At 37.4% G+C, this 19,279-nt stretch carries 16 protein-coding genes and 1 pseudogene; 15 read left to right on the top strand and 2 right to left on the bottom strand.

The features are described 5' to 3' along the window. Positions 1–119 precede the first annotated feature (119 nt). From rsxA to ACYQ0E_RS07995, 10 genes are all read left to right on the top strand, one after another. Entirely contained in the window at positions 120–695 is a 576-nt protein-coding gene (gene rsxA, locus ACYQ0E_RS07950) for an electron transport complex subunit RsxA (protein ID WP_460187700.1), read from the top strand. Further along, complete coding sequence (rsxB, locus tag ACYQ0E_RS07955; protein ID WP_460187701.1) at positions 695–1,297, top strand: electron transport complex subunit RsxB; 603 nt, start codon at positions 695–697, stop codon at positions 1,295–1,297. The genes rsxA and rsxB overlap by 1 nt, the downstream gene beginning before the upstream one ends. Beyond that, complete coding sequence (gene rsxC / locus ACYQ0E_RS07960) at positions 1,297–3,741, top strand: electron transport complex subunit RsxC (protein ID WP_460187702.1); 2,445 nt, start codon at positions 1,297–1,299, stop codon at positions 3,739–3,741. Before rsxB ends, rsxC begins: the two co-directional genes overlap by 1 nt. Continuing rightward, positions 3,742–4,776 (top strand): electron transport complex subunit RsxD, encoded by a 1,035-nt coding sequence (gene rsxD / locus ACYQ0E_RS07965; RefSeq protein WP_460187703.1) that lies wholly within the window; start codon positions 3,742–3,744, stop codon positions 4,774–4,776. It begins immediately after the preceding gene. Between the two features lie 10 nt (positions 4,777–4,786). Further along, on the top strand, positions 4,787–5,431 hold the full coding sequence (rsxG, locus tag ACYQ0E_RS07970) for an electron transport complex subunit RsxG (RefSeq protein WP_460187704.1): 645 nt from the start codon (positions 4,787–4,789) through the stop codon (positions 5,429–5,431). Then, positions 5,424–6,149 (top strand): electron transport complex subunit E, encoded by a 726-nt coding sequence (locus ACYQ0E_RS07975; RefSeq protein WP_460187705.1) that lies wholly within the window; start codon positions 5,424–5,426, stop codon positions 6,147–6,149. The genes rsxG and ACYQ0E_RS07975 overlap by 8 nt, the downstream gene beginning before the upstream one ends. A 15-nt stretch (positions 6,150–6,164) precedes the next feature. Next, positions 6,165–6,797, top strand: a complete 633-nt coding sequence (gene nth, locus ACYQ0E_RS07980) for an endonuclease III (RefSeq protein WP_460187706.1) — start codon at positions 6,165–6,167, stop codon at positions 6,795–6,797. Positions 6,798–7,041: 244 nt separating this feature from the next. Beyond that, positions 7,042–7,473, top strand: coding sequence for a DUF1841 family protein (locus ACYQ0E_RS07985; RefSeq protein WP_460187707.1), 432 nt, complete (start codon positions 7,042–7,044; stop codon positions 7,471–7,473). Positions 7,474–7,521: 48 nt separating this feature from the next. Next, complete coding sequence (locus ACYQ0E_RS07990; RefSeq protein WP_460187708.1) at positions 7,522–8,493, top strand: sulfurtransferase; 972 nt, start codon at positions 7,522–7,524, stop codon at positions 8,491–8,493. Between the two features lie 28 nt (positions 8,494–8,521). Continuing rightward, on the top strand, positions 8,522–9,067 hold the full coding sequence (locus ACYQ0E_RS07995; protein ID WP_460187709.1) for a ribonuclease H family protein: 546 nt from the start codon (positions 8,522–8,524) through the stop codon (positions 9,065–9,067). Between the two features lie 38 nt (positions 9,068–9,105). Here ACYQ0E_RS07995 and ACYQ0E_RS08000 read toward each other — a convergent pair whose 3' ends face one another. Together ACYQ0E_RS08000 and ACYQ0E_RS08005 are read right to left on the bottom strand one after the other, a co-directional pair. Beyond that, positions 9,106–10,248, bottom strand: coding sequence for a SpoIIE family protein phosphatase (locus ACYQ0E_RS08000; RefSeq protein ID WP_460187710.1), 1,143 nt, complete (start codon positions 10,246–10,248; stop codon positions 9,106–9,108). 1 nt (position 10,249) lies between these two features. Continuing rightward, positions 10,250–12,829 carry a sensor histidine kinase gene (locus tag ACYQ0E_RS08005; protein WP_460187711.1) on the bottom strand — a complete coding sequence of 860 codons (2,580 nt, stop codon included), beginning with the start codon at positions 12,827–12,829 and terminating at the stop codon, positions 10,250–10,252. A gap of 373 nt (positions 12,830–13,202) precedes the next feature. Between ACYQ0E_RS08005 and ACYQ0E_RS08010 the strand changes: the two genes are divergently transcribed. The 5 genes and pseudogenes from ACYQ0E_RS08010 (at position 13,203) to ACYQ0E_RS08030 (ending at position 19,128) form a co-directional block, all read left to right on the top strand. Further along, positions 13,203–13,670: a peroxiredoxin gene (locus tag ACYQ0E_RS08010; RefSeq protein WP_460187712.1), complete on the top strand. Its 468-nt coding sequence runs from the start codon at positions 13,203–13,205 to the stop codon at positions 13,668–13,670. Between the two features lie 464 nt (positions 13,671–14,134). After that, positions 14,135–14,353, top strand: a pseudogene (locus tag ACYQ0E_RS08015) (CDC27 family protein); the annotation flags it as partial. A gap of 93 nt (positions 14,354–14,446) precedes the next feature. Then, the gene (locus tag ACYQ0E_RS08020) at positions 14,447–15,409 is read left to right on the top strand and encodes a hypothetical protein (protein WP_460187713.1); all 963 of its coding nucleotides are present in this window, start codon (positions 14,447–14,449) and stop codon (positions 15,407–15,409) included. A 12-nt stretch (positions 15,410–15,421) separates the two neighbouring features. Continuing rightward, positions 15,422–16,909 (top strand): FecR family protein, encoded by a 1,488-nt coding sequence (locus tag ACYQ0E_RS08025; RefSeq protein ID WP_460187714.1) that lies wholly within the window; start codon positions 15,422–15,424, stop codon positions 16,907–16,909. 29 nt (positions 16,910–16,938) lie between these two features. Then, positions 16,939–19,128 carry a CHASE2 domain-containing protein gene (locus ACYQ0E_RS08030; protein ID WP_460187715.1) on the top strand — a complete coding sequence of 730 codons (2,190 nt, stop codon included), beginning with the start codon at positions 16,939–16,941 and terminating at the stop codon, positions 19,126–19,128. The last annotated feature ends 151 nt before the right edge of the window (positions 19,129–19,279 follow it).

Genomic DNA, 19,279 nt, shown 5'->3' on the forward strand with positions numbered 1-19,279 from the left:
GTAAAACAGATTAAGTAAAACAATTAAATAAACCCTTTTTACCAGGCCTGGTAAAAACGGTATAAAAAACAAACGTCATAACTTTAAAATGCTTACAGGTATAGTTACAGGAATATTTAATGCACGAATACATTCTCATTCTAATTAGCACTGTCTTGGTCAATAACTTTGTATTAGTAAAGTTTTTAGGCCTATGCCCGTTTATGGGTGTTTCAAAAAAGACCGATGCCGCTTTAGGTATGGGGTTGGCCACCACCTTTGTATTAACCTTAAGTTCTGTATTAAGTTACATTATTTTCACCTACCTGCTTGAACCATTTGGCTTAGAGTATTTACAAACCATCGCCTTTATTTTAGCCATTGCCGCTGTAGTGGGTTTTACCGAAATGGCGATTCATAAAACCAGCCCTGCACTTTATCAAGTCTTAGGGATCTACTTACCCCTTATTACAACAAACTGCGCGGTATTGGGTGTAGCACTACTGAATGTGGGCGAAAAAAATGACTTTATCGCCTCCGCCGTTTATGGTTTTGGTGCTGCGGTTGGTTTTACTTTAGTAATGGTTTTATTTGCCTCTATTCGTGAACGTGTTGATGTAGCGGATGTTCCTGGGCCTTTTAAAGGTGCGCCGATTGCCTTAATTACCGCAGGCTTAATGTCTATGGCCTTTATGGGATTTGGTGGATTAGTTTAATGATTGAAGCCGTACTTATTTTTGTTGGATTAGCCATCCTATTTGGTTTATTACTGGGTTACGCCTCAGTTAAATTTAAAGTAGAAGGCAATCCTGTTGCAGAACAGGTTGATAAGATCTTGCCACAAACACAATGTGGTCAATGTGGTTTTCCAGGTTGCAAACCTTATGCTGAAGCTTTAGCTAAGGGCGAAACTGAAGTGAATTTATGTATTCCTGGTGGTAACGAGGTTATGATTTTAATCTCTGAAATCACGGGGTTAGAACCTAAAGAGATGGAGGTTGTTGAAGAAGAGCATAAAACCAAAGAAGTGGCCAAAATCAATGAAGAACTTTGTATTGGCTGTGTACTTTGTATAAAAGAATGCCCTGTTGATGCCATTTTAGGTGCCACTAAATTAATGCACACGGTTATCGAAAAAGAGTGTACAGGGTGCGAGAAGTGTATACCTGTTTGCCCTGTTGACTGCATTGATATGGTTCCACTTGCGGTTTCTGTTAAAAACTGGAAATGGCCTGAACCTAATGTCAATTCTATAAATGCTTCAAATACAGATAATTCCATCGATTTAGAAACCAACAACTCGGAGACATCAAAATAATGTCTGTCTTTGCCAAAGTTGTAAAAATTCTTGCTCCAATCTACCCACAAGCAAAACGTTGGTTACACAGTTTTAATGGTGGAATATTCCCTGCGTATAGTAAAGAGCTTTCTTCAAGACAACCCATTAGAGAAGCTTTGATTCCCAACCGTTTAATTATGCCACTTCAACAACAAGTAGGCTTACCTGCTGAAATGTTAGTAAAAGTGGGTGATAAGGTTAAAAAAAATCAACTGATTGCACGATCATCTAAAGATGCCAATAAAGCCTTGGTTGTGCCTATTCATGCGCCAACTTCAGGTACGGTTACCGCCATAAGTTCAGAAACCTTGCCGCACCCTTCTGGTTTAGAAGATATTGCCATTATTATTGAACCCGACCATCTTAATACCCAAATTAATAATGCGCTTAATGTTACTGGCAAACACCCAGAAACTCCGCAACAGCTTAAAGATATCTTGCTAAATGCCGGTATTGTAGGTATGGGCGGTGCGGGTTTTCCAACCTACGCCAAAATACCAAATGAAAAAGGCACAATTCACACCTTAATGATTAATGGTGCAGAGTGTGAACCGTTTATTACTTGTGATGATGTATTAATGCAAACTGAGGCCGAATCAATTATTCAGGGTGCATTAATTACCGCCAATGCTTTAGGTTCGAGCAAAATTATTTGCGGTATAGAAACTAACAAACCTACCGCGATTAAAGCCATGCAACAAGCGGCAAAAAATACCATTGTACGTATTGTAGAAGTACAAACAGTTTACCCAATGGGTGGTCAAAAACAGCTTACTCAGGAACTTACAGGCATTGAAATGCCCTATAAAGCACATGCTGTAGATATTGGTATGTTAATGATGAACGTAGCCACCTACGCTTCTATATTTAAAGCGGTTACTTATGGCGACCCATTAACCTCACGCTTGGTTACGGTAACAGGTTTAGGTTTGGCTAAACCTTTTAATATTCACGCGTTAATCGGAACATCTTTTATAGATTTAGCACAAGCTGCTGAACCTAAAACAGCGCTTAATTATCCGCTGATTATGGGAGGGCCTATGATGGGCTTTGCCGTTAAATCTAATCAAGTTCCTGTGCTTAAAACCACTAACTGCATTCTGGCAAATCCACCGGAACCAACAGAGATGCAAATGCCGTGTATTCGTTGTGGCGAATGTATGGATGCCTGCCCAATCAACTTATTGCCTCAACAAATGTATTGGCATAGCCAAGCGCATGAGTTTGACAAGGTAGAAAAACTGAATGTTTTTGATTGCATAGAATGTGGCTGTTGTAGCTATGTATGCCCTAGTCATATTCCGCTTGTTCAATATTATAGAAATGCAAAATCTGAAATTAAAGAAATGCATGCCGAAGAAAAAGCGGTTGAACTTGCTAAACAACGGCACGAGTTTAAGCTTGCACGTATTGAACGTGAAAAACAAGAACGTGAAGAACGTTTAAGAGCCAAAAAAGAAGCCGTTAAAAAACAAGCTTCAGCACAAACAGATTCTAAAGAAAGTTTACAAAAAAACACCAGCAATAAACCTAAAGCTTCTGCAGCAGCGGCTGCAGCTAAAGCCGCGGCCGCCAAAAGAGCCGCCGCTAAAAATGCTAATGCAACGGCAACGTCAGAAACAGATAATATTCCACCCGCAAGAAGAAAAGCCATTGAAGCGGCTAAAAAAGCCACTCAACAAAGTGGAGGTGCTACAAACCCTAAAGAAGCCGCCAAAAAAGCCGCTATGGCTGCGGCTGCAAAAAAACGCGAACAAGCTAAAGCGTCACACAGCACTGACGAGGTTAAAAAAACCGTCGCGACTGAAGAGTCTATTGTAAAACCTGAAACGACAGAGACTAAAGAACCAATACAAGATGTTACTGAGGCTAAATCTGCGGCTAAAACGGCTGCTATGGCGGCTGCAAAAGCAGCGGCTCAACAACGAGCTCAAGCCAAAAAAGCATTAACACAATCACTTGAAGTTCAACCCATTAAAGCAAAACAAATTGATGAACAAGAACTCGATTTACAAGCTGAACAACTACAAGCTACACAAGATCTAACCACAGAAATCGCTACAGACCTAACTGAAGTCACCACTGTAGAAACAAATGCATCTAAAAAAGAAGCCGCACGTAAAGCGGCTATGCAAGCTGCCAGAGCAGCGGCCAAAAAACGTAGTGATGAAAAAAAGCAACAAAAAGCAACCCTTTTACAATCTGAACAATCTGAACAATCAGCAGAATCGTTAGTAGACTCTGAGAGTAATACTTCTACAAACAGTTCTTCTGAAACGAATACATCTGATGATAATCTTATAGAAACACCAGAAACAAAAAAACAGCAAGCTATGCAACTGGCTAAACAAAAAGCTGCCGAACGTGCGGCAAAAAAACGTGCAGAAAAACAAGCACAATCCAACTCTGAGGAGAGTAACTAAGTGAATTCAAATAACCTCAGTTCATCACCTTATACGCATAATAATCAAAATGTGCGCAAAGTCATGATGCAAGTTCAAATTGCTGCCTTGCCTGCTCTGCTCACACACATTTATCTATTTGGCTTTGGTATTGTGGTTCAGTGGTTATTAGCTGTAGCCACCATGTTAGTGGTTGAATACGTTATGTTACGTTTACGTGGCCGCCCCATTATGCCGTTTATGACAGATATGAGTGCCTTAATTACCATAACCGGTTTGGTATTTTGTATTCCGCCCGAGGCACCTTGGTGGGTTATTGTATCGGGCAGCGCTTTTGCCATAATTTTTGGTAAACATCTCTATGGCGGTTTAGGTTACAACCCTTTTAACCCTGCTATGCTGGGTTATGCATTTTTGCTCATCTCATTTCCGGTGCAAATGACTCAATGGACTTTGCCTGTGAGTTTAAGTGGCCACGCTTTAAGTTTTATAGATTCCGCCTATTATATTTTTACAGGGCATATTCCAGGCCTATCCATTGATGCCATAACGGGTGCAACGCCATTAAATGATGTTAGAACGGGTTTATCACAAGGTAAAACGGTCATAGAGACCTTAAGTGCAGAATCTACCAGCAACCTTTGGGGATTAACCAGTTGGGGCTGGGTAAATATCGCCTTTGTTGTTGGTGGTGTTTGGATGATGATTACTCGTACCATTAGTTGGCAGTTTCCGGTTGGTTTTTTGGGCACCTTGGCTTTAATCAGCTTTGTATTTAACCAAATTGACCCTGCTCTTTACCCTCCGATGAGCTTTACTCTACTGAGTGGTGGGACAATGTTAGCGGCTTTCTTTATTATTACCGACCCCGTAACGGCAAGCACTACACCACGTGGTAAATTAATTTATGCATGCGGCATTGGTGTATTGGTTTATGTTATTCGTAATTGGGGCGCTTTTCCCGATGGTATTGCGTTTGCCATTTTATTGATGAATATTGCCGTACCTTTAATTGATCAATACACACAACCTCGTGTGTATGGTCACAAACGTTAGGGAGCTTGTTATGTCAAAAAATAGCAACACCCAAACATTAATTAAAACCATGCTCTCATCGGCAGGCAAATTGACCTTATTTGTTTTTATAAGCATTATTTTACTGCTGAGTATTCGTTATATTACTGCACCTGAAATTCAACAAGCAGAAAGAGAAACGTTACTTAATACTTTTGATGAAGTGTTACCGAGCACTTACTATGATAATGATCCTTTAAAAAACACTAAAATCATTAAAGACCCGGCTTATTTAAAGCTATTGGGCAGTAATAAACCGGTGACTTTTTATCGTGCTACTAAAAATGGCAAGCCCGCAGGCGTTATTTTTACCACCATTGCGCCCAATGGTTACAGCGGTAATATTTATGTTTTAGTGGGCGTTTTTCCTGACGGTCGTATTGCAGGTGTTCGTGTGATTAAACATTCAGAAACACCAGGCCTGGGTGATAAAATTGAAATGAATAAAAGTAAATGGGTGCTAGAGTTTGATGGCCGTAATTTACGGGATGATAATGAACCTCGTTGGGCGGTACAAAAAGACGGCGGCGACTTTGACCAGTTTACCGGTGCCACCATAACGCCACGCGCGGTAGTAGGTTCAATTAAAAACGCACTGACCGTTATTAATGATTTAGGAGCACGTTTATATGAGTGAAACAAATACTGAACGTAAATCTATTTGGCAAGACTATAAACAAATTATCGAAAATGGCCTCTGGAAAAACAACCAAGCACTTGTTGCCCTATTAGGTTTGTGTCCGCTTTTAGCCGTATCAAACAACGCCATTAACGGTTTTGGTTTAGGTTTAGCCACTTTATTAGTATTGGTACTTTCTAACGTATTAGTATCCGCCATTAGAAACCACGTTTCTGACGAAATTCGCATACCGGTTTTTATTGCCATAATCGCCACAATGGTGACCATTATTGATTTATTAATGAATGCCTACTTTCACACTTTGCACGGTATTTTAGGGATATTTATTCCCCTTATTGTTACCAACTGTGCCATTTTAGGGCGTGCTGAAGCTTATGCTTCTAAGAACAGAATGGATAAAGCCTTAGTTGATGGCCTGTTTATGGGGCTCGGGTTTTTAGCCGTATTGGTTGTACTAGGAGCCTTGCGTGAAATGATTGGTAACGGCACTCTATTTGACCAAGCATATTTAATGTTTGGCGAATCGGCAAGAAGCTGGACATTGCATTTTGGCGATAACTACCAAGGCGTTTTATTGGCCATTTTACCCCCGGGTGCATTTATTGGTTTAGGACTATTAATTGCCCTTAAAAACTGGGCGGATGCTAAAAAAGTCGCTAAACAACAAAATCAACTCGGCATTCAAATTGCCGTTACTCCCATGCAAGCCAAATAAGACTACGCACCTTTTATGAATAAAGCCAAACGTTTAGAAATATTTGAACGACTCAGTGAAGCGATTCCTAACCCAGAAACCGAGCTTAATTACAGCAATCCATTTGAGTTGTTGATTGCAGTAATTTTATCGGCACAAGCCACCGATAAAGGGGTTAATATCGCCACCGATAAACTGTTTCCAGTCGCCAATACACCAGAAGCCATTTACGCTTTAGGTGAAGACGGCTTAAAAGAATACATAAAAACCATTGGACTATTTAATACTAAGGGTGCCAATATTATTAAAACCTGCAAAATGTTAATTGATTTGCATGGTTCGCAAGTACCCGATAATCGCAAGGACCTAGAAGCCCTGCCTGGCGTTGGCCGAAAAACCGCTAACGTGGTGCTTAACACCGCTTATGGTCAACCAACTATGGCTGTTGATACACATATTTTTAGAGTATCAAACCGCACCAAAATTGCCCCGGGTAAAAATGTATTAGAAGTAGAAATGAAACTGCTCAAAAACATACCCAAACAATACATTATCCCAGCGCATCACCTACTTATTTTACACGGACGCTACACCTGCGTAGCCCGCAAACCCCGTTGCGGCGCTTGCTGTATTTACGATTTATGCGAATATAAAGAAAAAACGGTTTAATATTTTTGCCCCTATTTTTTACCACGAAGTCACGAAGAAAAGATTTAATAAGGTTTGATAAAAAAGTTAGATTTTGGTTTTACCACACCCCGCAAGGGGGTATAAAGGCCAGGCAAGTCCGGTGGTTATCTCTGTTATGAGAGCACTAGATAAAATCATTCTAAAAAACTTCGTGACTTCGTGGTGAATTTATAAAATCATTAAAATAACAATTTACCAGGCCTGGTAAATCATAAAGGTTAATATGTTTTACACATCTGAAAGAGACAAGCTTAGACAGTTTTATGTAGATACTTGGCAAAAGGCGCGCCATGGTTTGCCTATGGATGCAATGGAAACCATGGTGGCCCGTGTGATTGAGTTGCACCCGGAATACCACAATATGCTTACCAATGAAAAGCATTTGGGCAATGAATACAAACCTGAAGATGGTGAAACTAATCCCTTTTTGCATATGGGTATGCACCTTGGTTTGCAAGAACAAGTATCAATGGACCGCCCTGCTGGCATTCAAGCCATTTACCAACAATTGGGTGAACGTTTAGGCGATGTACATAAAACCGAACATGCCATGATGGACTGTTTAGCTGAATCTTTATGGATCGCTCAACGTGATCAAGTTGAACCAAATGAACAAGCGTATTTAAGCTGTTTACAGAGCTTACTTTTTAAATAAAAACACTTTATTTTTACCATGCATGGTTTATAAACTGAGGAATCATTAATGTCATTACTCAAAAACGCACCCCGTTTTAATCAATACGTTAAATACCAACAAACACAGCACATTCAAAACAAAGGGGCGTTAAAATTACCAGGCCTGGTAATTTTAATTTTTAGTTTTCTTACACTCTTTTCTATACCAAGTTTTGCCGCTAATCAATCTGTTTTTGTGAGTCCGCAATGGCTTATGCAACATCAATCAAATGTAAAAGTGATTGATATGAGTGAACAAGCTAATTATCAAAAGTTTCATATTAAAAATGCTATTTGGGTAAGTTATGGCTGGTTAATTAAACCTAAAAACCGTGTTGAACTCAGTGGTGGTTCCGCTTACATGGCTAATGTTTTGTCACAATTAGGCATTAAAAATAGTGACCACATTGTGATTTATGACGATATGGGCGGGCTACCTGCTAGTCGCTTATATTGGGAGCTTAAAAAACTTAATCACAAAAATGTGCATATTTTAGACGGCGGTATTGTAAGTTGGGTTTTAGCTGGTAATCCGGTAACGCAAAAACGCCCTGTTCGCCCGAACAAAACCAATTACCAGGCCTCTAAAAAGGATTTAACTAAACAACTTACGGCCTATAAAAATGATGTTATTCAAGCTAAAAAAGACCAAGTAATCTTAATAGACGCCCGTACTAAAGAAGAATATACGGGCAACTCAAAACAACCACGCAGTGGTCATATTCCAGCCGCATTATGGTTTGAATGGTCAAATGCAGTTGACTTAAAAAATGGGTTTAAACAATACCCTAAAGAAACCCTATTACAGACCTTACGAGGCATGGGGGTATATGACCTTAACCAACCGATTATTGTGTATTGCAATACGGCTCACCGCGCGGCCCGTAGCTTTACCATGTTTAAAAGTTTAGGGTTTAAGCACGTTAAACTTTACGATGGCTCTATTCAAGAATATTTAATGGATAAATCTTTACCGTTAAAACACGGTACACGACCATAATTTTTAAAAAAGACCAGGCCTGGTAAATATGCAAACAACGCTCTTTAATCAAAATAGCGACCAATCAATCAAACACCAAAACGCTTTATTGGATGATTATCAGATTTATACCGATGGTGGTTATTTTGAAAAGTTAGATATTGGCGGTTGGGGTTTTGTTATTTTTAAAAACGACCAAGAAGTTTTGCGTGATTCAGGCTGGCAAAAACAAACGTCTAGTTTAGAAATGGAATTATTTGCGGCACAAAAAGCCATAGAAAAGATAAACGCTATCCAAGCTAACGAACAATCTCTTAACCATCATTCTTTACCAGAAAATTTAAGCACGACTTTATTTACAGATTCAAAAATTTTAATTGATGGCCTTACCCAAAAATACCCCATTTGGTGTGCAAACCAGTGGAAAGTAAAATCTGGTAAAACGGTGGTATATAAAGAGCTGTGGCAAAGTTTATCTAGGCTTTGTACGCAAAACCATATTACCCTACGTTGGATAAAAGCCCATAATGGCAACCCTGGTAATACTAGGGCTGATTCTTTAGCAAGAGAAGCGGTTATGCAACGATCTTATTAGTTACTAGAGAATACAAGCCTTTACACAAAACATACTGACTAAGCTGAAATTTCTAGTAACGTTGTATCATCGGATAAACCTTTACCACCCGAAAACTGATGAAGATATTGAACAACATCATTAAGCTCTAAATTTTCTTCAATCACTTTCAGCAAAACTTCTATGGTTCTTGTTTCACCAAACTCTTCACCCACATTATTTTTTACTTCGGCAAGCCCATCTGTGTAAATAAACAGTTTATCACCTTCACAAAAATTGATTTGTTTTGGGGTTAACCTATGTTGAGCCATTGGAATAATGCCAAGCGCGACAGATATGGATGAATTTTTTTTAATTTTATTTGATCGTACATATAAGCTACAAGGCATACCAAAGTTCCAAATAGTCACTTCTTGATTATTTCTATTCCAATCAATATAGGTTGCCGCCAAGAAATTTTGTGGTGGTAACTTATGAACTAATTCATCATTTATAATTTGCAAAACATCAGAAGAACAGCGATTTTGCTTAACATGCGTATAAAATAAAGACGAAACTAAAGGCCCTGCGATAGCGGCAACAAGGCCATGTCCGGTAAAGTCTCCAACAAAGATATGTTGATGATTATTTGAACTAAGACAAGACAGTACAATATCACCACTGCATTTTTCTACGGGCGAAGTAACTTGGCGAATTCCTTGTTTTTCAAAGCGTTGATCATGTTCCATTGACGTAATAATATGTTCAATATAGTCACGTTCTTGTTGCAAGACTTGGCTACTTTTTTCAAGTAACTGACGAGTAAAGTACAAAGAGAGATGAGTTTGCATTCTCGCCAGTAAAATTGATTCGGTAAATGGCTTGGTAATATAGTCAACGGCACCAATCTGAAACCCTCTTTTTTCATCGTCAGAACCAATCATTGCGGTTAAAAATATAATTGGAATATCTCGAGTAGCTGCATCCTTTTTTAGAATAGCACACACTTCAAAGCCTGATAATCCTGGCATATTTACATCTAATAAAATTAAATGAGGTTTTTTTTTCTTTATCTCTTGTAAACACGCTTGACCACTATCAACCAGCTTAAGTTCATAACGATCTTCAATTAAATCTTCTACAATCAATCTATTTAACGGTTCATCATCAACCACAAGAACGTACGCTTTATCAACACCTGTTGTTATTATATTTTCAACCATTTCATGTCGTCTCTTTAGGTGGGTTTAGTGGCAATGTAAATTTAAAAATAGCCCCTTGTACAGAACCATCTACTTGATGGTTTTCTGCCCAAATTTCACCACCATGCGCTAATATAATTTCTTTACTAATGGCTAGGCCAAGCCCTGTTCCACCCGTGTTTCTGTCGGTATCATGGCTCTGTATAAATTTACCAAAAATTAAGTCTAGATCTTCAACCGGAATACCTTTACCTTCATCTTGTAATGAAAATATTAAAAAATCTTCATTGTGTTTATCAATGCTTAAAATCAAAGTTGAACCAAACGGTGAAAACATAATTGCATTACTTAATAAGTTAGACACAACTTGAGCAATTCTATGTCTATCAAAATAAGCCAATAAATCTATATACGAGGATTTTATTGTGATGTTTTTGGTGTTAATGAGTGATTTCTGGTCTGCCAAGCAAATTTCAACAATCGGTTTTAAAGGTTTATGTGCAAAGTCAAAACGCATTAAACCAGATTCTAATTTAGCCGAATCTAGCAAGTTATCTAACAATGCCATTAAGCGGTGTCCACTCTGCGAGATATTATTAAAATACCGCCTTAATTTATCTGTATCCAACAGACCTACTCTTGATCCACCCATTTCGGCATAACTAAGAATTCCGTGTAAAGGTGTTCGAATATCATGAGACATCTTGGCCAAAAAATACGATTTAGCCTTATTTGCAGCTACCGCTTCTTCTCGTGCAAGATACATCGCTTTTTCTAAATGTTTACGTTCAGAAATATCACGTAAAGCCACATGAATAACATTTCGGCCATAATATTCCAATCTTGTTAAAACAACATCTGTCCAAAATGTTTGACCATTCGCTTTTCTGTTCACCCATTCATAATGATGAGAACCTTGTTCTAGACAAATTTGTAACATTCTAAAACCTTTACGGTGAGAGCTTTCACCATCAGGCTGAAATTTGGGCGCAAATGCTTTATTAGGTGTTCTTAATAATTTGGCTTTAGAGGGATAACCAAACATCTCAACCGTAGCCTGGTTGCAGTCTAAAAGATGGCGACCTTCTGTAATAAAAATACCATCTGCTGATTTTTCAAAAAGTGTTTCAAATGTCTCTTTTTGCTTATTTAACTGCCGAGTATAAAGCTCGATAGATTGTTGCAATTCTTTATTATCAACACTTAAAGCTTTATTAATAATTCTTTCGCTTATATCTCGAGCAAAGGCGCAAGTTACCCATTTATCATCAATTTTAAATTTGGTGGCGGCTATTTCAACGTGTATGCTAGATCCATCTTGACGTTGATGAATTGTTTCAAACAAAATACGCGTACCAGGTTCAAAATTTATACAAATATTAGTCACCTCTTCAGGTTTATATTTAATATCAATATTACTAATTCTTTTTTTCAATAACTCCTGGCGTTCGTACCCTAAAGCAAGGCAAGTTTCTCTATTAACATCTAAAATTCGCCCATCACTATCCAGTAAGTAATAAGCATCGGATGTTTGGTTAATAATCTTATGATACAGTTCTTCTTGTTTTTGCAGACTACCTTGAGTATTGGACGACTGTCTTAAATACTTCAAAATCAAAAATACCGTTAAAGCGAGCAAAAAACTAATTAGAGAACCCGCCACCCATTTTTTATGTTCAGATTTATCCGTAAAAACGCGATAGTCAGGTAAAGCCTTTAGATTCACCGATGTATTCATAAAAAGCCGTTCACCAGCAAAGTCAAAATGGTAATGATTGACTCGGTATAAAGGTGAATCTTTTGAATATTCTTTACCAATAGAGACTTTAGACTGTTGCCCCGAAGGTGAGTCAAAAATAGAGACTCGTAAAGATTTTTCTAGTAGAGAGTGTTTTTGCAGACAACGTAAATAATGGCTCATATCCAAAATTATTGCCGTGTAACCATATAAAGAATAATCACCTTTATAAACAGGTTGGTAAACGATTACGGAATAATCTCTTTTAGGGTTTGATATAAGCGTTTGTGCATTTATGGCAACTTGGCTTTTAGTTAAGCTCGCCGTAAGCATCGCTTCATGTTGCGTTGCATTCGATGAGGCGTCTAACCCGACAATAGATTTATTTTTATCATAAGGATAAACATATTTAACAACGGCATATTGATCCTTACCACTAAACTGCTTTACTAAAGTACCCAGTAAGTTTTGTTTAATAAAAAACTTTTTAGTGCCTTCTTGTATTGCCATTTTTTCTTTAAATTCATTTATATTCTTAGCATGAACAATTTCTATCCATTCTAATGCTTGAACCTCAGAACTTTGTTTTAGTAACGATTTCCCAAATATATCAAAATCGTTTTTATTCATTTCTTCTGAAAAATCAAATACCGCCGTTAGGCTATTAAGTCTTTCAAGCTCCCGATTTAACTTGTTTTGAAAAACATTAAAAGCTTGCACTGAATAGGAATCAAACTTTGTTTCTAACGCATAAATACGGTTTTTTTCATCATATTTAATCAATAAAGACGTTATTGACAGCCCCATTACAAAGAATGAAACTGAAACTAAAAAAATAATTTTACAAGAAAAGTTTTTATTCACACGTCGTCCAAAAATGAGTTATATGTTCTCGGTTCAAAACCCTATATAAAAGACTTATTACACAAACACATAACTAAGGCAAGTAATGATAGACATTTTAACGTATCAAAAAAAATACTGCGTATTTATCTCCATTAAAATTAATATTGATCCCATTGAGCTTTTTATAAGTCATTTTTTTATTTACTCGTACTCTCTTTCAAAGAAAATACTCAAACAAGACTTTGTATTTAAGGAGAGTCAAGTACCCATAAAAAGATTGTGGGCGAAATGCATTTAAAAATTGATTAGGATATAAACCGAATTAAACTTTAAAATTTTTGTACCGTATAGTTGTTCAGATTTTCACGTCACTTACTTAAAGGAATACCCAATGCTTACAATTGGCGATTTAGCACCAAACATAACCAGCCCAAACCAATATGAAAAACCAGTATCGCTAACAGATTATCAGGGACTAAAAAATGTTGTTTTGTACTTTTACCCAAAAGACGACACACCTGGATGTACCATTGAAGCCAATGATTTTACCCAACTTGCCACTGATTTTGCCAATGCCGACAGTGTCGTTATAGGTGTAAGCAAAGACGATTGCGGAAGCCATCAGGCTTTTATAGATAAATTTGGCCTTAAAGTAGACCTACTGGCCGATACCACCGGTGAAGTTTGTGATGCATTTGGTGTTTGGCAATTAAAAGAGAAAAATGGCGTTTCTAAAATGGGGCTTGTTCGCTCTACTTTTGTCATTAATAAAGAGGGCAAACTCGCCTATGTAGAATATGGTGTTTCACCTGATGGACATGCAGCACATATGCTTAATGTAGTAAAAGAACTCACTTAAGCTCACGATTTACGTTTTCTAAAATAAAAAAGTAAATCTATCTTGTACCACATGGCCGCTAAGTCTACAAAAAAAGTAAAACAGGCAGACCATGTGGCTGACTAGATATTTGTAAACACAGTCTAAACTGGCTTTTTTCTAATTTATACCTACCTTGTTTACATAACATATTAATCCCTTTACACCATATTGCCTAAGTCATAGTCATAATACAAAGCCTTCATCATTTCTTAAATATTCCATAAACTATGTTGATTGCCCTTTAGTTTCTCTACCGACCAAATAATGAATAAATATTCAAGATAAAGAATATAGGGTATACTTTTTCTAAATAACTTAAATACATGTTAGAAGCAACTCCTATATTAAGTATATTTAACCATCTTTGAAAAAGGTTTAAATTTTGACAGTTTCTAACTAACTTACTTAGAAAATTAATATCCACAATTACATTAATAAGCATCCTGTTCTTCAGCCAGCAGAGCACCGCTAATGAAGCTAATTATAAACAGGCCTTAACTTTTTTTAATGGCAAACAATATGAAGCGGCTTATCAAGCATTTACAAAATTCGTTGAGTCAAACTATGGTTCTGTAAAATACAATTTTTACTTAGCCCGTTCAGCGACTCTAACTCATAGACTAGACGAAGCCATCATAACCTATGAACGTATCTTAATCCTTGACCCAAGTAATACTCGAAGTAAATTAGAACTCGCTAAACTGCACTATCAGCAAGGAACTTATAAGCTATCAGAACTCTATTTTAAGTCTGCTTTGCAAGATAACGTACCTCTTCAAGTCGAAGAAAACATTAACCAGTTTTTGGCTAAAATCAAAAAAGCACAAAATAAATCCTCACTCACGGGGGTACTTATTTTTGGAGTTGGGCATGATACCAATGTCAATACCGCTGCTACCGCAGATTCTTGGTATTTACCTGCGTTTTCCCTAGATTTTGACAATACGACCAAACAAATAGAAAGTAATTTTCATCAAGAAACTGCTGTTATTAACCATTATTACGATGCTACTGAAGAATACGGTTTTGGCATTAAAAATAATTTACTGATTTACTCAAAAAGTCTACCTGGAGAAAGTGACTATAATATTTTATTTACTCGCTACACACCTTCTCTTATATTTGAATATGGTGATTACCAACTTGAAACTGCATTAGAGTATAACTATATGCGCTACGGTGCTGATGCTTACTTAGAAAGTTATGGATTAGCACCCAAGTTATCTTACCGTTCCGATGATTTCGGCCATGTTTTTGGCCAAATTAAAGTTCTAAAAAAACATTATTTACAAACAATTGATAAAGAAAGAGACGCCCTTTACACCGAATTAAATGCGCAGTATCAAAAATTAATTGGCTCAAATATTGCCTTTGTTCTTTACACGACTTTACAACAAGAACGTAAAGAAACAGGTAACCGATACGATGTAGACTACGACAGACTTGGTATGCGAGTTGCACTAAGTTATTACCTGCCTCAAAATTGGCAATTAGGTGTAAGTGCAGAAATCAAAGGGACTAATTATCTTGATAATAACCCTTACTTTCTAGAAAAACGCCAAGATAGAAATCGTAACCTGACATTAAATGCCAGCAAAAATATTACTAAAAACTTGTTGGCCCAACTTAATCTTTCTAGAACATACAATGATTCTAACCAAGAACTTTACACTTACGATAAAGATATCGTAATGCTAAATTTAATTACTCGCTTTTAAAGGAAAATTTACATGAGGTATTTAATCGTTCTAATAATGTTTTCCTTAAGTATTGATGCTTTTGCATCATCCGCCATTGGTACAATTACAGCTATAAATGGAACCGCTTCAATTGACCGAAACCAACAAGTTATCCCTATTAAAATCGGTACTAAAGTTGAAACTACTGATACGATTCGTACCCATTCCAATACCTTATTACAAATCATCTTTATTGATAAAACCGCCATTACCTTAGGTGCGAATACTCTATTTTCAGTTCAATCCTACCAATTTGGTAATACTGCAAATTCCAAAGCTGAATTTAGCTTGGTCCAAGGTTTTTATAAAGCCGTATCCGGTAAAATAGGAAAGTTAGCTCCACAACGTTTTAAAATTAAAACAAAAAATGCAACAATTGGTATTCGTGGTACCACATACAGCATTCAAGTTAATGATGATAAGGTCATATTAAAAACGTTTAAAGGTGAAACTTACTTAATGGATAACCTCTCGGGTGTTTTATACCCAGTTGTTAAAAATAAACAACTTGTTTTTAATAACATCACTAAAGAAGTGAAAATAAGTGCCCTTAAAACTCCAAATATAGGCACTAACGGTCAAGCTCCTAAAAATGGTACTACGCCTAGCAAGTTAATAGAAAACAACGACGATAACCGTTCAGCATCACCTGTTGAAAATCAAACATCAGAAGCCACGACGGAAGAAACTAACGGCTCTACAGTTGAAACATCGCCAGACACATCTGTTGATACCACACCTGACGCAGCTGCTGATACCTCTCCAGATACCGCCGTTGATACTACTCCTGACGCAGCTGTTGATACCTCTCCAGATACCGCCGTTGATACCACACCTGACGTAGCTGTTGATACTTCCCCTGAACCTCTCGTTACCCCTGTAATCGATTCTACTGTAGATGAGGTTGGTGGTTTTCTTGGTAATGTTCTGGATACGACTATAGACGGTACATATAGTAATCTTGATTCACTAACTAAAGTAACAAGTGGTTCTGACAGTTATACTTCATACGGTTATTGGTTAAACCCAATAAATGGAGCTATTAGTGATTTATGGACAGAAGCCAGCTCTATCACAACTCCAGCTAATGTTGATGCTCTTATTTCTGCTAACGCGACCGCACAATATAATGGCAACATAATAGCCATTGATGAAAATAATCATTTAGGTACTGGTAGTGTCACGATTGATGTTAACTTCAATGGTGGTGGTACAGCTATAGATGGCAACTTAAACTATAATATTGACCATACCAGATGGAATACCGACTTTGTTGGTGGCTTATCCAATACAGGTCTAAATATTACTAACTTCATACCACAAGCTGATTCTGATGTAACAGGTATTACTGGCCAATTAGATGGCCAATTTTCTGGCCCAAATGCAGAAGGTATTTCTGGTGCGTTTAATTTGCAAGGAACGAATGTAGTAACAGACACGACTGTTAACAGTTCTGGTGTTTATAGTGGCGCTCAATAATCCTAAAATAGAGTTTAAATAACCGCATTATGAGTAAACAGCGCCTCTATCATTTTATCGTAAGTTTTATAGGTGCTTTTTTATTAGCGCTCTTATTTCTATTCCCTCCTCCACAATTGCAATCGCTAGACAGTTCGCTGCGCGATATATTCTTTCAAATTCGTGGTGAGATACCAACCTCAAATCAAGTTACCATTGTGGATATTGATGAAAAAAGCCTTACTAAATTGGGACAATGGCCTTGGGAACGCGACCTGGTAGCCGAGCTATTAACAAAACTTACCAAAGATGGTGCAGGGATTATTGGCCTTGATATGGTGTTTGCAGAAGCAGATAAAACATCGCCCGCTTACATTAACCAAAAACACCATTTTGCTTTAAATAACCCTGCTGATTATGATGCCATATTAGCTAATACCGTTGCCAATAGCCCTACTATTTTAGGTTATGTGTTTAATATGACACAAACTACACCGCAAACAATCGTTCCATCTATTCCTGTTGTAGTGATAGAACAAGGCACATCAGATTACAATGCTTTATTATCCCCAAAAGGGGTATTACCCAATATTTCAGCTATTCAAAATAAAGCCTATAGCAGCGGTTTTTTCAATAATATCCCAGACGCATCGGGTATGGTAAGAAGCGTTCCCTTGATTATGAAATATCAAGGAGTGATATACCCTTCATTAGCACTTGAAATGCTACGCATTGGCTTAAATAGCCCAACCATAAAAGTGATTTCTTCTGAAACGGGTGTAGACACCATTCAGTTAGCTGACGTAAACATTCCCACTGATCGCCATGCACAACTGTTTTTAAACTATCGTGGCCCTGGACATAGTTTCCCTTACGTCAGCGCTGTTGACATTCTTAATGGCACTTATGACCGAGACCTTATCAAAAACAAATGGGTATTAGTTGGCACCTCGGCCAGCGGGCTACTCGATTTACGTTCTATGCCCTTTGATAATGTTTACCCTGGGGTAGAAGCGCATGCTACGGTGATTGATAATATTCTTACTGGTGATATTTTATCTAACCCCACTTGGGTTGATGCCGTTGACTTAACACTGTTGATTTTACTTTTTTTAATTAGCTATTTAATTTTTAATCAACTCAATGCATTTTGGTTAGTTATCGCTTTTGTTTCTAGCTTAAGTTTACTGTTTTTCTTTTTAAACTACATGCTATTTAAAGAAGGGATTATTTTAAATATTTTATTGCCTTTTGCCGCATTAATTTCGGCCATGTTTTTATCCACTCTCGCCAGTTATTTTTTTGAAACGCGCCAAAAAATTCTTATTAAAAATAAGCTTGCTAGTAAGGTGAGTCCCTCGGTAATGGGTGAAATACTTAAAAATGAATCACAAGATATCATGCAAGGACAAACCCGAGAAATTACCGTGTTTTTCTCAGATTTACGCGACTTTACTCGTTTATCTGAGACCATGCCTAACCCGCAAACTCTCATTGATTTTTTAAATGAGTACGCCACTGAAATGACCAATATCATTGTCAAACACCAAGCCACGGTTGATAAGTTTATTGGTGATGCCATTATGGCGTACTGGAATGCGCCGCTTAATGTCGCCAATCATGCAGACTTAGCTGTAACGGCCAGTTTAGAGCAACTTAAAGCCCTTCCGGATTTAAACCAACGGATAAAAGAAAATCCAAAATTTGATGCCGTTACTCAGTTATGTAAGATTAATCAAATTGAGCCTATTCAAATAGGCATTGGCTTAAATACAGGTGATGCCGTTGTGGGCGAAATGGGAAGTTCGGGGCGCAGTGATTACACCATTATTGGCGATACCGTTAACTTAGGGTCGCGTTTAGAATCTTTGTGTAAATTTTATGGTTCAACACTTAATATTTCTGAACAGACTAAACAACAATTACAACAACCGTATATTTTGCGTTTTTTAGACAGAGTAACCGTTAAAGGTAAAGCGCAGCCAGTCGATATCTGGCAAGTACACGATTTTGGTCAAGCACAAGGGCGTTTAAAAACCGAATTAGACGATTACCACTATGCAATCAAACTCTACCAAGAAGCCAAGTTTACAGAAGCACTTGAATGCTTTACTAGATTAGAATCACTACCAGACAAAACCAATCGTAAAATTTATGGCATTTATATTGCGCGTTGCAACCAATACATAAAATGTACACCTCAAAACTTTAATGCTGTATATGAACATACCAGCAAATAGGATAAATTAAACAACCAATAAAAAGCATACAAATACACTTGATTCTTGGCTTCGTTCACTCGTATATCATCTATTTTGTTAGCCTTATTGCTAGCTTTACAAACAAAAAAACCAATTTACCAGGCCTGGTAAATTGGTTTTTTATTATTTT

The organism is Thiomicrorhabdus hydrogeniphila (assembly GCF_054656895.1).

Bases quoted from the DNA above. Each gene is read 5' to 3' on its own strand.
- rsxA (WP_460187700.1), top strand. From the start codon at position 120: ATGCACGAATACATTCTCATTCTAATTAGCACTGTCTTGGTCAATAAC.
- rsxB (WP_460187701.1), top strand. From the start codon at position 695: ATGATTGAAGCCGTACTTATTTTTGTTGGATTAGCCATCCTATTTGGT.
- rsxC (WP_460187702.1), top strand. From the start codon at position 1,297: ATGTCTGTCTTTGCCAAAGTTGTAAAAATTCTTGCTCCAATCTACCCA.
- rsxG (WP_460187704.1), top strand. From the start codon at position 4,787: ATGTCAAAAAATAGCAACACCCAAACATTAATTAAAACCATGCTCTCA.
- ACYQ0E_RS07975 (WP_460187705.1), top strand. From the start codon at position 5,424: ATGAGTGAAACAAATACTGAACGTAAATCTATTTGGCAAGACTATAAA.
- nth (WP_460187706.1), top strand. From the start codon at position 6,165: ATGAATAAAGCCAAACGTTTAGAAATATTTGAACGACTCAGTGAAGCG.
- ACYQ0E_RS07985 (WP_460187707.1), top strand. From the start codon at position 7,042: ATGTTTTACACATCTGAAAGAGACAAGCTTAGACAGTTTTATGTAGAT.
- ACYQ0E_RS07990 (WP_460187708.1), top strand. From the start codon at position 7,522: ATGTCATTACTCAAAAACGCACCCCGTTTTAATCAATACGTTAAATAC.
- ACYQ0E_RS07995 (WP_460187709.1), top strand. From the start codon at position 8,522: ATGCAAACAACGCTCTTTAATCAAAATAGCGACCAATCAATCAAACAC.
- ACYQ0E_RS08000 (WP_460187710.1), bottom strand. From the start codon at position 10,248: ATGGTTGAAAATATAATAACAACAGGTGTTGATAAAGCGTACGTTCTT.
- ACYQ0E_RS08010 (WP_460187712.1), top strand. From the start codon at position 13,203: ATGCTTACAATTGGCGATTTAGCACCAAACATAACCAGCCCAAACCAA.
- ACYQ0E_RS08025 (WP_460187714.1), top strand. From the start codon at position 15,422: ATGAGGTATTTAATCGTTCTAATAATGTTTTCCTTAAGTATTGATGCT.
- ACYQ0E_RS08030 (WP_460187715.1), top strand. From the start codon at position 16,939: ATGAGTAAACAGCGCCTCTATCATTTTATCGTAAGTTTTATAGGTGCT.